At 52.9% G+C, this 15,520-nt stretch carries 9 protein-coding genes; 5 read left to right on the top strand and 4 right to left on the bottom strand.

Annotated features, from left to right (window positions below):
• The first annotated feature begins 8 nt into the window (after positions 1-8).
• Positions 9-2,321: a DEAD/DEAH box helicase gene (locus tag AC07OI_RS02040; protein ID WP_495256129.1), complete on the top strand. Its 2,313-nt coding sequence runs from the start codon at positions 9-11 to the stop codon at positions 2,319-2,321.
• Positions 2,322-2,521: 200 nt separating this feature from the next.
• On the opposite strand, the gene AC07OI_RS02035 is transcribed toward AC07OI_RS02040, so the two are convergent.
• The 4 genes from AC07OI_RS02035 to AC07OI_RS02020 form a co-directional block, all read right to left on the bottom strand.
• Positions 2,522-4,735, bottom strand: coding sequence for a C1 family peptidase (locus AC07OI_RS02035; RefSeq protein ID WP_495256128.1), 2,214 nt, complete (start codon positions 4,733-4,735; stop codon positions 2,522-2,524).
• A 212-nt stretch (positions 4,736-4,947) separates the two neighbouring features.
• A complete protein-coding gene (locus AC07OI_RS02030) occupies positions 4,948-5,922 on the bottom strand; it encodes a peptidylprolyl isomerase (RefSeq protein WP_495256127.1) in 975 nt (324 codons plus the stop codon).
• A gap of 214 nt (positions 5,923-6,136) precedes the next feature.
• Positions 6,137-6,637, bottom strand: coding sequence for an SRPBCC family protein (locus AC07OI_RS02025; RefSeq protein WP_495256126.1), 501 nt, complete (start codon positions 6,635-6,637; stop codon positions 6,137-6,139).
• A complete protein-coding gene (locus AC07OI_RS02020) occupies positions 6,630-6,989 on the bottom strand; it encodes an ArsR/SmtB family transcription factor (RefSeq protein WP_492703978.1) in 360 nt (119 codons plus the stop codon). Before AC07OI_RS02020 ends, AC07OI_RS02025 begins: the two co-directional genes overlap by 8 nt.
• Positions 6,990-7,273: 284 nt before the next feature.
• Between AC07OI_RS02020 and AC07OI_RS02015 the strand changes: the two genes are divergently transcribed.
• From AC07OI_RS02015 to AC07OI_RS02000, 4 genes are all read left to right on the top strand, one after another.
• Positions 7,274-8,929, top strand: coding sequence for a M20/M25/M40 family metallo-hydrolase (locus AC07OI_RS02015; RefSeq protein WP_495256125.1), 1,656 nt, complete (start codon positions 7,274-7,276; stop codon positions 8,927-8,929).
• Between the two features lie 144 nt (positions 8,930-9,073).
• Positions 9,074-9,625: a hypothetical protein gene (locus AC07OI_RS02010; RefSeq protein ID WP_495256124.1), complete on the top strand. Its 552-nt coding sequence runs from the start codon at positions 9,074-9,076 to the stop codon at positions 9,623-9,625.
• Between the two features lie 35 nt (positions 9,626-9,660).
• Positions 9,661-10,374 (top strand): hypothetical protein, encoded by a 714-nt coding sequence (locus AC07OI_RS02005; protein ID WP_495256123.1) that lies wholly within the window; start codon positions 9,661-9,663, stop codon positions 10,372-10,374.
• A 350-nt stretch (positions 10,375-10,724) separates the two neighbouring features.
• Positions 10,725-15,485: an NAD-glutamate dehydrogenase gene (locus AC07OI_RS02000; protein ID WP_495256122.1), complete on the top strand. Its 4,761-nt coding sequence runs from the start codon at positions 10,725-10,727 to the stop codon at positions 15,483-15,485.
• Positions 15,486-15,520: the final 35 nt, after the last annotated feature.

The following is a 15,520-nucleotide window of genomic DNA, read 5'->3' as shown; positions in this document are numbered from 1 at the left end:
GCATCGCCATGTCAGAAAACAAACCCCCGATTACTTTTGAAGACCTGCAACTGAGTGCGCCCATCATGCGCGCCTTGCAGGATGTAGGCTATGAAACACCGTCGCCGATACAGGCGGCCACCATCCCGATTTTGCTGTCCAACCGCGATGTGCTGGGCCAGGCACAAACCGGTACTGGCAAGACTGCTGCCTTTGCATTGCCTATTTTGTCGCGTATCGATATCCGCCAGACTACGCCGCAGGCATTGGTGCTGGCTCCAACGCGTGAACTGGCAATACAGGTGGCAGAAGCCTTCCAGACTTACGCACGCCACATCCCCGGTTTCCATGTTTTGCCTATCTACGGTGGCCAAAGCTATGGCCCGCAACTCTCGGCCCTGCGCCGTGGTGTGCATGTGGTGGTGGGTACGCCAGGTCGCGTGATTGACCATCTGGACAAGGGCACACTGGATTTATCCGCCCTGAAAACCCTGGTGCTGGATGAAGCTGATGAAATGCTGCGCATGGGCTTTATTGATGATGTCGAGCGCATCCTGCAAGAAACACCGGAAGGCCGCCAGACTGCCTTGTTCTCGGCCACCATGCCTTCAGCCATCAAGCGCATTGCCCAGACTTATCTGAATAAACCGGCAGAAGTCACGGTTGCGGCCAAGACCGGCACTGCCGACAATATCCGCCAGCGTTACTGGCTGGTCAGCGGCATGCACAAGCTTGATGCCCTGACACGCATACTGGAAGCCGAGACTTTCGACGGCATGATCATTTTTGCCCGTACCAAACTGGGTACCGAAGAACTGGCAGCCAGGCTCGATGCAAGAGGCTTCTCGGTTGCCGCCATCAATGGCGACATCAACCAGCAACAGCGTGAGCGCACCATCCAGCAGCTGAAAGACGGCAAGATCGATATCCTGGTCGCCACTGACGTTGCTGCGCGTGGTCTGGACGTAGAGCGTATCAGCCACGTCATCAACTATGATGTACCGTACGATCCAGAAAGCTACACCCACCGCATAGGCCGTACTGGTCGTGCCGGTCGCAGTGGTGAAGCCATCCTGTTTATCACGCCACGTGAAAAAAATCTCTTGAAAGCGATAGAACGGGCAACCCGCCAGCCAGTGTCACCGCTGGAATTGCCAACCATACAGACAGTCAATAATGTCCGTATCGCCCGTTTCAAGGACCAGATTTCTGCCACGCTGGCACAGGGTGGCCTGGAAGAATTCACCTCCCTGATTGAAGATTTTGAACGTGAGCAAAATATCCCGGCAGTGGAAATTGCTGCGGCGCTGGCCAAAATGGCGCGTGGTGATGAACCTTTGCTGCTGGATAAAAACCGTAAAGAAACGAAAAATGATGATAGCTGGCGCGATGAGCGTCCTGTCCGCGCTGAACGTGGCGACCGCGATCGTGGTGACAGGGGTGACCGTTTTGAGCGTGCACCTCGTGAAGACCGTGGCGCACGCCGTGAACACAGCCCGCGCACGCCGGAGCCAGGCATGCAGACTTTCCGTATCGCGGTGGGTCATGATCATGGCGTCAAACCCGGCAATATCGTTGGCGCGATTGCCAATGAAGCCAATATAGAATCCAAGTTCATCGGTCGTATCGATATCTATGATGACTACACCATCCTTGATTTGCCAGACAATCTGCCTGGTGACATGATGGAGCACCTGAGTTCAGTACGTGTTGCTGGCCAGGCTCTGCGTATCAGTGCAGAAAAAGCGCAAGGCAGCAGCGCGCCAGCATCCCGCCCGGCACCACGTGCAGCGCGTGAAGAAGCGCCTCGCGAACGTGCTCCACGTATTGCGGATGCTGCACCTGGCAGCAAGCTGAATCAGGTAGTAGACCGTGCAGCCCGTGCTCCCCTTGATGAAGAGCGTCCAGCCAAGCCTAAGAAAGACAAGGCTGACGGCAAAGGCAAGGTCAGCATCCCCATGCTGACTTACCGTATCGAAGTCGGCAAGGCAGATGCAGTAACGCCCAGCAATATCGTCGGCGCGATTGCCAATGAAGCCGGTCTGGAAGCCAAGCACATAGGCCGCATCGATATTTTCGACGACTACAGCACGTTGGACCTGCCAGATGGCATGCCCAAGGAATTGCTGAAGCAGCTGAAAGGCGTCTGGGTCGCAGGCAAGCAAATCCAGATCAGCCCGGTTGGTGAAGACCATGTGCGCAAGCCTCTGCCCGTCAACCAGCCATCACCTTTCGGCCCAAAAAAAGCCGGCGGTGATCGTCGCGTGACAGAAAAAGCCAAAGGCTATGGATCAGGCAAGCCAGCAGCAGCCAAGCCACATCGCAAGGGTCCTAAAGCCTGAGTATGCCAGTCTCATCAGATGTGATGCGATAGTATGAATACCCCCGCGCATGCGGGGGTATTTATTTATGCATGGGGTGTTATTTCTGACCTTCCATGATTTTTGGAACCTGGAACGAAGGCCCTGGGAATACATCAGGCTTTTGCTCAAGTTGGCCGCAACTTAATATTGCTCAATTAAGAGTGTTCAATTAAGAGGGCTCAATAATCCAGATCTTGAACAGGCACAGGCAAAGCATCGCCTGTTTCCAGGCCAAGAATACGTGCCAGGGTTTGCGAGACAACGTTGACATCATTGTCGAAACTGCCGTGGGCAACCGGGATCAGGCGCTTGCCGCAATTGACATGCGTATCATGGATGATATGCAAACTGGCTTTTTGCTCCGCCGTCAGACCTTCACCGGTTTCGGCGAAATCGCTGGGCAGTTTTTTATTCCAGTAAAATTTATTCCAGCTCTTTAATGTCGCGATGCTGGCGTCATTCCATTGCCCTTCTGATGCTTTGTCACCATTAAAATAAGCTGCATCCAGGCTGGCCGCCATACCCAGCAAGGGTGTTTTATGGCGGTTTTCAAAAGCGCGAGCTACCAGGTAGAGCAGGGATTTGCGATAAATCTGGTAGACATTATCGTCACGCTCACGTGCATCTGACATCAAATGAATGTGGAAATTCTCCCGCGCCAGCACACCGTTTTCTATGGCAGGGCGGTAAGTGCTTTCTGCAAATTCCAGGCTGCAGGCCGGCGCATACAGACTGCATGTGCTGACAGTCAGCTTGCGTGCGGCCAGCAGGTTCAGCAAATGCCCCTGCACAATCGAGCCGGCAGAATGGCCGATCAGATGGATTTCCAGTTTGCCCTTGCCCAGGGCTTTGCTTAATTCCTTAAGACGTTCAGCAATCGCGAGCAAGCCACGTGGCGGGTCATCATCTTCAGTGGCCAGTGCCGCATTCTGTTTCATCTGCATCCATTGCGACTTGCCGCCTATGCTTGCTGCCAGGTTTTCTACTGTGCGGTCCATGACATCAACGGCGGTATGCTTGAGGTGGTCCAGCCAGTCGCTGGACAGGACTGAGCCAGTCAGGTAGTCCTGCAATTTATCCTTGAGCACATCTCCCATGGTTTCTGTGAGTCCGGTCTTCCAGGTAATGAATACCGGGTAAATGCCGTTCGCCAGAAAATACGGTGCCATGGCAGCGATGCGTTTGAGTGAATCATCTTCAGTGTTGAGGCCGCCATGGGCATACAGGGCAAGTTTCAATGTCTTGCCCTTAGCCTCGTTTTTACTCTGCTGTCTGAACCAGGCTTGTGGTGCCTGCACCAGAACTTTTTCTACCGTTGCTGCAGCATCGGCGACTTCCAGTAACCGTTGTATCAGGCCGCCATCGTTTCCCATGACGACAGTCAGGCTGTAAGCCTGGTCCATGCTGAGATTGGGCTGCCCTGCCTTGCTGGATGCACATGCTGCACCTGGTATCAACGCAGAACCGCTGGCCTTGAAGGCCGCGGCGGGCGGGATATTGGCCTGCGGTGCCAGCTGGTTTTCTGCGCGGGTACGGTTCACTGCATCGACATAGCGCACAGGTACACCGAGTGACACAGTCCAGGCGTCGCTGCCATTCACCAGCCAGTCGTCATAGGTCATGATGGCAAAGCCCTGCAAGCCCCAATCTTCGCCCCAGGAGTTTTGCACGACAAAGCCCTGGTCGGTGTAACCGAGCAAGGCAAAGGCATGGCCCCCGGCCTTGATGTCACTGAAGTTAACCACAGGCAGTTGATCCAGTTTACTGAAACTGCTTGCCTTGGGTGGAGGGACTTCTGCCCAGCCTTGATGTAGCTTGCACGATACATAAATGGCACCAATCTCGACGATGGCAGCCTGCATGTCGGTGATGGATGCTTTATCTATGCGGTAATACACGCCCAGGGCACGTTTAAGTGCATCTTTCTCCCAGCCTGGCTTGGGGGCTTCAAAGGCGGGTACCTGGTCATTCTTGTCTACCGTATAGGGCCACAACTCACGACTGCAGACGCCATGCTTGTGCCAGCCTTTGAGTGCACCCCGGCAGCTGGAGCCCAGGTAATCTTCACCTGCCCATTCATCATACAGTTGCGCCAGGTGGTAAATCATGCGCGGGCTGCTTTCCTTATTGCCCGCGTCGCGCAGCCAGAACAGGTAATTGATGACGGCGGCCAGGCCAAAACCGGTACAGGCACCGTCGGAACCCTGATTCAAAATCATGCCTGCCTTGATGTATTTGGCGAGTTGGGTTTTGATAAAGCCAGCGTCTGGAAAAGACACTGGCAGGTTCATCACTCTGGGCGTGTACATGCGGTCGCGGATATCAAGGCGATCGGGCCGTGCATCCAGCGCCAGTTCGCTGCCGTTGAAAGGTATTGTCTGGGCTGGCATCATGCCTCCTGAGTGGAAATGGCTGAACTTCTAGGTGCTTTTTGCTTATATCATTGCTTGAAATATTGGCAATAATAGTGTCTCAGGATTTAGTTAACTTGGCAATAGTTCAATGATTTAATACCTACTCGCATCAAGCATGCAGGCAAAGAAAAAGGCCGCCAAGACAAGCTTGACGACCTTCTTTTCCAACCTTTGCCAGAAATTGCTAAGGCTTATTTTTTCGGTGCTTCAGCAGAAGCGGATGCCGCTGCAGATGCTGCCGGTACTACGGTTGGTGTCACTGTCAAAGGTGCACCTGTTGCAGCAGGCGCAGAAGCTGCTGCTGGCGCTGCTTTGACTTCAATCTTGGCTTTTGCCTTCATGTCATCCAGCATTTTCTTCAGATTTTTTTGTTGCAACTGCTGACTGAGGCCAGCTTTGACTTCTTCCAGCGGGGGGATAGTCACAGGACGGGAATCATCCAATACGATGACATGGTAACCAAATTGGGATTTGACTGGCTCTTCAGTGAATTTACCTTTTTCCAGTTTGGCAACGGCTGCGCCAAATTCAGGGACCATGCCACGTGGGTTGAACCAGCCCAGGTCGCCACCACTGGCTTTGGAACCAGGGTCTTGTGATTTGGATTTTGCCAGGCCTTCAAAAGCTTTGATGTCTTTTTTGATTTTGGCGATGATGTCTTTGGCTTCATCTTCTGTTTTTACCAGGATATGACGCGCTTTGAATTCATTGCCGCCATTCTTGGTTTTGAAGTCTTCGTATTCTGCTTTCAGCGCATCATCCGTTACTGCCGCTGTCTTGATGTAATCCTTGACATAGGCATTTGCCAGGATTGATTGACGGGACATTTCCAGTTGGTCAGCGACGTCAGGTGTTTTATCCAGGCCTTTGGTGACCGCTTCTTTGGCAACCAGCAGTTGCATGGCCAGATTGTCGATGACCATTTTGCGTGTTTCTGGTGTATCAGGCATGCCTTGAGCAGCTTGCTGCTGCATGATCTGATCCAATTGTTTTTTGCTGATAGGCGTGCCATCGACAGTGGCAGCGACTTCGCTGCTGCTGGCAGTTGTGGAAGCCGAGGCAGAAGCAGAAGCCGATGCGGCCTTATCTGCATTTTTATCATTACAGGCGCTGAGTACCAGCAGGGCAAGCGCACTACCCAGGACTACACGGGACTTAATTGACATACACATTCCTTCAATATTGAGCTGACTTTGCAGCAGATATCATGCCTGTTGGCATACGACGATTTAAAAAATGACGCTGAATTCTACTCGTGATTTTACCTGTCATGCTAGTTATTCACTTTTACTTACTAAATTTCAGTAAAAAATGGCTCGCCCTGGCTCTCTATCGCCTGTATCAGAGACAGCCTCAGCCTGTCTGAAACAGTTTGAAATATCAGAGACTGGCGAGGTAAGCCTGCAATTGATCCAGCAGAGCGCCAAAACCCTGATCCATGCTGGCAAAGGTGGCGTGGAAGACGCTTCTTTCTTCCTCGGTGGCATTGTTGAGCAAGGCCCAGCGTATTGTCAGCAAGGTGCCATCAGTATGCTCATCAAAACTGATGGTCGATAAAACCTCCAGCGGCCAGGTCGGGCTCATGGGGTGATGCGCCAGATTGCCTGCTTCATCAGAAAAGCTATGGTGATACATCAGTTTTTCAGGGCGGATTATTTCCTTGTAGACAAATTTGGCCCACATCATGCTGCCATCCGGGCCACGCATGCCAAAGTGATAGCTGCCACCGACGCGCAAATCCATGCTGGACCGGACTACGCTAAAACCTGTTGGCCCCCACCATTTCGCCAGGTGGTCAGCTTCGCTAAAGGCGGCAAATACCAGTTCACGCGGTGCTTTCAGGATACGGGTGATGACAAAATCCGGTTTATTTTCATTCATGCTGTTCCCCTGTTGTTGTCGATTGTGCGGCTGTTTGCAGGTCTTGCAGATAGATTTCCAGCCTGTCCAGGTTTTGCTCCCAGAACTGGCGATATTGATCAACCCAACTGGATGCTTCTTTGAGTGGGCTTGCCTGTAGCTGGCAAGGCCGCCACTGGGCGCTGCGGCTGCGTGTGATCAGGCCTGCCCGCTCCAGTACCTTTAAATGTTTGGTGATGGCTGGCAGGCTCATGTCGAATGGTTCTGCCAGTTCGCTGACTGAAGTTTCCCCCGTCGCCAGCCGCGCCAGGATGGCGCGCCGTGTAGGATCGGCCAGTGCGGAGAAGGTCATGCTGAGGGCATCTTGCTGCATGGTGGCGGTTTTTCTTTATTTAACTACTTGGTAAAATAAGATAAATTTCTCACCATGTCAAATTAGATTCCAGTAAATTTTTCGGGTATTCCCGTTAAAAATAAGGAATATTTCTTAAAAGCATGGAAGTTGCGGAACAAATAAGGACTTATCCACTCCAAGCAGTGCAACATAATCCGGTATAAGAATAACAAGCAATTCCAGCCGGCATAAAAACATTGCACTGAAGCTCAAGCCAATCCGGCCAGAGACTTACATAGGTCAATCCAAACAGGAGACAATTAATGCGTATTTTGCAGCTTGTATGCGGTACCGCCCTCATCGCCACCAGCTTTAGCGGCCAGCTCGCGTTTGCCGCCGGCGAAGAAAAAATCGACCTCGACCTGATTACCAAATTGCGTGACGAGGCCATGAACCGCTCCAAGGCGCAAGAAATACTGGGCACGCTCACAGATGAAATCGGCCCGCGCCTGACCGGTTCGCCAGCCTTGCGCAAGGCTGGTGACTGGACCCGCAGCAAATTCGGTGAATGGGGCCTGCAAAATATCCATAGCGAAAGCTTTGCTCCCTTTGGCCGAGGCTGGACACTGGAAAAAACCACTTTGCGCATGGTTGCGCCCTCGCAAGTCGATCTGTATGCCATTCCCAAGGCATGGACCCCAGGCACAGACGGGCTGCAGCGCGGCAAGCTGATGATTGCAAAAATGACGGCAGATGAAGACCTGCCGAAATGGAAGGGCAAGCTGGCAGGAGCCATCGTGTTGCTGGACGAGCCTCTGCCCATCAAGCCACATGTCAAGGCAGATGCACACAGGTATTCGCATGAAGAACTGAGTGAACTCAGTAAAATCGATTTTGACCCGGCAGCCTCGCGCCGTGGTGACATACCGGCTTATCTGAAGCGTTTTACGTTTGCTAAAAAACTGCGTACCTTCCTGACGGAAGAAAAAGTCCTGGCTGCGCTGAATGTCACCCGTGGCGAAGATGGCACCATTTTTGTACAGGAAGGTGGTTCATACAAGAAAGGTGAACTGACCGGCCCGCCAACCCTGGTCGTCGCCAGTGAAACCTACAACCGCCTGTATCGCCTGGTGGAAAAGAAAAAAGACGTGGAACTGGAAATTGATGTCAAAGCCAGCTTTAGCGACGAAGACCCGGAAGCTGCCATCAATGTACTGGCTGAAATCCCCGGCACAGATAAAAAAGATGAAATCGTCATGCTCGGTGCCCACCTGGATTCCTGGCACGGTGGCACAGGCGCAACCGACAATGCCGCCGGTGTTGCCATGGCCATGGAGGCTGTGCGTCTGTTGAAGGCGACTGGCTTCAAGCCGCGCCGCACCATACGCATCGCCCTGTGGGGTGGTGAAGAACAGGGTTTACTGGGGTCGCGTGCCTATGTCAATAAATGGATCGCTTCCCGCCCTGAACCAACTGACCCCAAGGAACTTGAACTGCCGACTTTTGCACGCAAACAGACCGGGCCTTTGAGCATCAAACCCATGCACAGCAAGATTTCTGCCTACTTCAATCTCGACAATGGCGGCGGCAAAATCCGTGGCATCTATGCAGAAAACAATGCCACATTAAAACCGATATTTGATGCCTGGCTGGCACCATTCAATGATGTTGGTGCCACAACGACCACGCTGCGCAATACCGGCAGCACCGACCATGTGAGTTTCGACCGCGTTGGCGTGCCCGGCTTCCAGTTCGTCCAGGACGATATGGATTACTTCAGCCGCACTCATCACTCCAGCATGGATGTATATGACAAAGTACAAAAGAGCGACCTGACCCAGGCTTCGATGATACTGGCCAGCTTCGTTGCCCATGCTGCCAACCGCAATGAGATGCTGCCTCGCAAACCCATGCCGAAAGACCCACCGCCAGACGAGAAGAAAGAAGACAAGGCCAGCGAAGAAGCCACTGCCAAATAAGTTTTCTCTCATTTATCCTCATCAATTCTCTTCGACTGGAACGCATCTCATTCATATTTATGAAAGGAGTTCTAAGCTGTTTGTGCCTGATAATCCCTAACAGGAATACAATGCGCAAACAGCTTTTTTTGATTGAGGCAGCAAATGAGTGAAGTGAGTCTGAACGGTGCGGAAGATATTCCCGATAACCTGGCAGAGATGTTGCCAATTGGCATGATTGCCGGTGGCGGGATTGCTGCCGTTGCAATGGCAGCAGTGGCAAACCGCAAATACCTGGCTGCTCAGCCAGTGGAACTGCAAAATAGTGACTGGCAAGCCTTCCATTACGAGCGTATTTCCGCCACGGAATTTGAAATTACTGGCGGTGTCGCTGATGTCAGTCCTGGCGCACGAAAATTTCATGGCGCGCACGATACCGTCATCATCACCGAAGCAGAAGTCCTTGCTGAAATGCATAAAATGCTGCCGCAGACAGCAACTGTCACTTCAACGACAGCCTCCACAACACTGGCCCAAGCCATCAACACGCAACAAGCTACCAATACAGCGAATGTACTGAAAGTGATTTTTACTTTGCCGGATGATGAACCTGGGCGTCAAAGAATTCTGCGAGCATTTCAGCTACAAGCCGATTTCTTTGGCGCAAAAGTACAGGCTTGCTCATTACATGATGTCAGCTTGTTGAAGCTGGGTTAAGCACGTTGACACTGCGCACTTTTTTGAAATGGCTGATGACATTCAGCCTTTGCCTCTTGCTATACGCGATATGGAGGCGTGACGTATTGCCACCTCCGGCCGAATTGAACAATGTGCTATTGAATGAACCAGTACAAAACAAGATAGAGCAAACCGCATTCGAAGTCAGCAGAGGCGGTGTCGATTACAAGGTGCAACCCTTGTATGACTATGATCTGGTTGGCCTGGTCGTCAGCAGGCATGACACCAGTACCGGTTGGGATTATTTGCACCGTGAATGGAATGACCATCTGAATGTCATGGATATATGCGTCATCTGGGGTAATAATGCGCGCAACGGTTCCTATAGCGACATCAGTTTTTCCAGCGGCCAGTTCACCTGCAATTTCCAGGCTTCGACGGGTGAAGCATTTGCTGCTTTTGACCAGACGGCTATTTCGAACAACCATTTGCTGACCGACCAGCCCGGCCTCGCAAAGATCATGCAAAAGGTCGAGATCGGCGACCAGATTCATCTGCGTGGCCGCCTCTCTGAATACTCACATAACCATGGTTTCGCTTTCAAGCGCGGCACCAGCATCGTCCGCACCGATACTGGCAACGGCGCTTGCGAAACCATCTTTGTCGATAGTTTCGAGATACTCAAAAGCAGTGGTCAGACGTGGCGCAAGCTGGTGTGGCTTGCGGCCATCATGCTGATCGCCAGTATCGTGGGCTGGTTTATGCAACCTATCCGTTTCAATCATTAGGCTCATGAGAGACGACCTGCTCTTGTCCTCATGCTGCACTGCACATGGTCATGATTACCCACAATTTTGTATTTTCCTATTTTGTCAGGCTTGAGAAAAAGCAAAAAAGCTGCATTTAGCCTGGGCTCGATGTTCTCGCATTTTGTCGGCATTTTTGTGTAAGTAAGCAACACTTGCTCAGAACTGCCTGCACTCAATACCAGTTGTGTGGTCTGGCGATCAATTTTCCGTACGCTCGTAAGGGAAATGCCGTTTGTTTCCATCCGCATAATGGAGGATACTTGCACAATATGGTGCACAGGTAGCCTTGCATCTTTATCTCTCGTTATCTTCCAATAGAAGGAGAACGTATGACCTCTTCCCACTTCGCTGAGCTGATTGCTTATGCGCAAGCGCACACTGGCCCGGCATCTGAACGCCAGGGTTCTTTTATTACCACCTATTTTGAAAACACTGACCCGGATGAAATCATCAGCCGTGGCCCAGCTACCCTGTTCGCCCAGGCCAATGCCCACTGGCGTTTGCTGGATGCACCGCGTACCGCCCAGACACCCAAGATAAGGGTTTTCAACCCTACCCTGGCAGAAGATGGTTTTGTCAGCGACCATACGGTCGTGCAGATTGTGAATGACAATATGCCTTTCCTGGTGGATTCGGTGACGATGGCAATCAACCGCAGTGGCCGTACTGCACACTGGATAGTGCACCCGCTGATGAGCGTGGCGCGTGATGCGAATGGCAGTGTGACTGCAGTCAGCACAGTGGCAGCGGCGAAGGCGGCAGGCCGTAGCGACCCAGTAGAATCCCTGATCCTGGTTGAATGTGACCGCATCGTTGACCAGGCGGCACAGCAGGCGTTGGTGGAAGATCTGAAAAGTGTCTTGTCCGATGTACGTGGTGCCGTGGTTGACTGGCAACCCATGCTGGCCCGTGTACGCGAAGTACGTGCAGCTTGTGAGAAATCTACCCAATCCCCAGAAAAACGTGATGAAGCCCTTGCCTTTCTGGCCTGGCTGGAAGACCGGCATTTCACCTTCCTCGGTGTGCGCGACTATGATTTGAAGCGCGATGGCGACAATGTCAGCCTGGTAGCGATAGCCGATTCTGGTCTGGGCATCTTGCGTGGCCCTGTCAAGACACCGGAAACCCGTTTGCCGCCAGAAGTAGTGGCCCTGATGGATTCCACAGAAATGGTGATGGTCACCAAGGCCATGACACGTGCCACTGTGCACAGGCCAGCCTGGCTGGACTATATCGCCGTCAAGCGTTTTGATGATGCCGGTAATGTCATCGGTGAATCGCGCTTCCTGGGTTTGTACACATCCACGGCGTATTCTGAACCGGTGGGCAATATCCCGCTGGTACGTCAGCGCGTGGTGAATGTCATGAACACCTCCGGTGTCGTGCCTGAGAGCCATGCAGCCAAATCCCTGCAAGCCATCCTTGATGATTATCCGCGTGATGAATTGTTCCAGATTGATGGCAACACCCTGGCAGATCATGCAATAGGTATCCTGCGCCTGCAAGAACGTCAGCGCACCCGCTTGTTCTTGCGCCGTGACCCCTTTGGTCGTTTCACTTCGGCCCAGGTGTTTGTGCCGCGTGACCGCTATAACACTGAGTTGCGCGTCAAGATAGGTAATGAGTTGATGATGGCACTGAATGGTCAGTCCATAGAATTCACGCCCATGCTGACCGACAGCCCATTGGCGCGCATCCATTACCTGGTCAGGGCCAAGGATGTCGCACCTCAAAATGTCAATCTGGCCATGCTGGAAGCGCGCATTGCCAAACTCGCGCAACGCTGGGAAGATGACTGCACGGCAGAGTTGCTGCGCTCGCATGGTGAAGGCAATGGCCTGAGCCTGGCAAACCGCTTTGCCCATGCTTTCCCGACAGCTTACCGTGAAGATTTTTCTGCTCTGGTTGGTGCAGAAGATGCAGACATGCTGGCCAGTCTGAACGCCGGCGCACCGATGATGGTCAAGCTCTATCGGCCACTCGATGCAGGCCCCGGCAATTTGCGCTTCAAGATTTATAACACTGCCAAGGTGGCCTTGTCTGATTCGCTGCCGGTGCTGGAGCACATGGGGGCCAGGGTACTGGATGAACATCCTTACGCGATTGTCAGCGGCGCCGAGACTTTGTGGATACATGACCTTGGCTTGCAATTACCTGCCAATACAGACTTATCATCAGTCAAACTGCGTTTTGAAAACCTGTTTTCACAAGCCTGGGGTGGTGAGGTTGAAAGCGATGACCTGAACCGCCTGGTCTTGAATACCACGCTGGATGCACGATCTATTGCTGTCTTGCGTGCCTGCTCGCGTTACTTCAAGCAACTGGGTTTTGCCTATAGCCAGAACTATATCGAAGCAGCACTCAACAAGAATGCGCCTATCACCCAACTGATTGCCGAGTTGTTTGGTGCCCGCTTCAAGCCTGACTATGTCGGTGACCGCGAACAGGCACAAAAGCATATACGCGAACAGCTTGAAGCCCAGATGAGCAATGTCGCCAGCCTGGATGAAGACCGCATCTTGCGCCAGTTCATCGCGACTATTGTTGCAACCCTGCGTACCAATCTGTGGCAAACCACCGCCAGCGGTGCATTCAAGCCTTACATGAGCTTCAAGCTCAACCCGCGCGAAGTACCCGGCGTGCCGGAACCCAAACCCCTGTTTGAAATCTGGGTCTACTCTCCACGGGTTGAAGGTGTGCATTTGCGCGGGGGCAAAGTGGCCCGTGGTGGCCTGCGCTGGTCGGACAGGCGTGAAGACTTCCGTACCGAAATCCTTGGTCTGGTAAAAGCCCAGCAAGTCAAGAATACCGTCATCGTACCTGTTGGTTCCAAAGGTGGTTTTGTCCTCAAGAATGCGCCACCAGCAAGCGACCGCGAAGCCTATCAGGCTGAAGGCGTGGCTTGCTACAAAATCTTCCTGTCCGGCCTGCTGGATGTGACTGACAATATCGTCAAAGGCACTGTCGTACCACCACAAAAAGTCATACGTCATGATGCCGATGACCCTTACCTGGTCGTTGCGGCTGACAAGGGTACGGCAACCTTCTCGGATATCGCCAACGGTGTATCGGCTGATTATGGCTTTTGGCTCGGTGATGCGTTTGCCTCCGGCGGCTCGGTCGGTTACGACCACAAGAAAATGGGTATCACTGCCCGCGGTGCATGGGAATCGGTCAAGCGCCATTTCCGCTCACAGGGTGTGAATACGCAGGACACGGCATTTACCGTGGCCGGTATTGGTGACATGTCCGGCGACGTATTCGGTAATGGCATGCTGTTGTCCGGGCATATCAAACTGGTGGCGGCATTTGATCATCGCCACATCTTTATTGATCCTTCACCTGATGTGGCGATCTCATTTGCCGAGCGCCAGCGTCTGTTCAACCTGCCGCGTTCGAGTTGGGATGATTACGACAAGAGCTTGATTTCTGCTGGTGGCGGCGTGTTCCCACGCACTGCAAAATCCATCAGTCTGAGTCCGGAAGCCTGTGCCGTATTGGGCATAGAAACTGCCGAACTGGCACCAGTGGAATTGCTGCGTGCCATTTTGCAAGCTCCTGTAGATTTGCTGTACAACGGCGGCATAGGCACCTATGTCAAGGCCAAGTATGAAACCCATGCCCAGGTCGGTGACAAGGCTGGTGATGCCTTCCGGGTCAATGGCAATGACTTGCGCTGCAAGGTCCTGGCCGAAGGCGGTAACCTGGGTTGTACCCAGAATGGCCGTATAGAATTCGCGCAAAAAGGTGGTCGTATCTATACCGATGCGATAGACAATTCTGCCGGTGTCGATTGCTCTGACCATGAAGTGAATATCAAGATTCTTTTGGGCAGCATCGTCGAAGCGGGTGACCTGACACTGAAGCAACGTAATGACTTGCTGGCGTCGATGACAGATGAAGTCGGCCACCTGGTCCTGACCGATAATTATTATCAAAGCCAGGCACTGGATATTGCTGCCCATCGCCCACTGTATGTGCTTGATGGTCAGCAAAGGCTGATGCAGTCGCTGGAAAAACAGGGCCGTCTGAACCGTGCCATAGAATACCTGCCCAGTGATGATGAAATCTTCCATCGCAAGGCATTGAAGCAAGGCCTGACTGCACCAGAAGGTGCGGTCGTGCTTGCCTATGCCAAGATGTCAGTGTTTGATGAACTGGTTGCCAGCAATTTGCCGGACGATCCTTTCTTCAGCCGCGCGCTCAAGGCTTACTTCCCGCAAGTCTTGTCAGAGCGTTTTGCTGAAGCGATTTCCAATCACCCGTTGAAACGCGAAATCATTGCCACCTTCATCACCAATACGGTGGTCAATCGTGCCGGCGCCACCTTCGTCAACTTCATTGCTTCTGAAGCAGGGGCGACCGCGGCAGACGTGATACGCGCCTTTACGCTGGCCCGTGAGATATTTGATCTGGAAGCGCTGTGGGACCAGATCGATGCGCTTGATTATGTCGTCGATTCAAAACTGCAGCTCGATCTCTTGTCCAAACTGATCGCGATCGCCCAAAGGGCTTCACGCTGGATGTTGCGCATACGTTCACAAAGCACTGATCTGCCTACGCTGATACAACGTTATCAACCGGCAGCACGTGAACTGCGCTGGCAGCTAGATGACTGGCTGCCAGCCAATGCCCACGCCAACTGGCAAAAAGAAGCCGAGGCGCTGACGCAAGCCGGGGTAGAAGCCACGCTGGCACAAAACCTGACGGCGCTGGAATACATCTTCCCGGCACTCGACCTGGTTGACCTGGCACAAAGCACCAGCAGCACGCTGGAACTGGCAGCGCGTGCTTACTTCGGTATTGATGATGAACTGGGCCTGACCGGTTGGCGCAATCAGATCAACCGCCTGCCGACAGACACTTTGTGGCAGACCCAGGCACGCGGCAGCGCACGCGATGATGTGTATTCCATCGCCAGTCAGATCACCCGTGGCCTGTTGTCACGCCAGGAAGATGTCAGCAACTGGCATGCGCAGCATGCACCGGCCATAGACAGACTGACTGCCTTGCTGACCACCATCAGCGCACAGGGGCCGGACCTGGCACCTGTATCGGTGGCCCTGCGCGAATTGCGTCACCTGGCTTGAAATATTGACTGACGAAGCCGGCCTGTTTTTTTGAC

Source organism: Undibacterium sp. GW821-FHT07F11 (genome assembly GCF_059418665.1).
The sequence above is the reverse complement of the archived record's forward strand: the minus strand, read 5'-3'. Positions and strand labels throughout refer to the sequence as shown.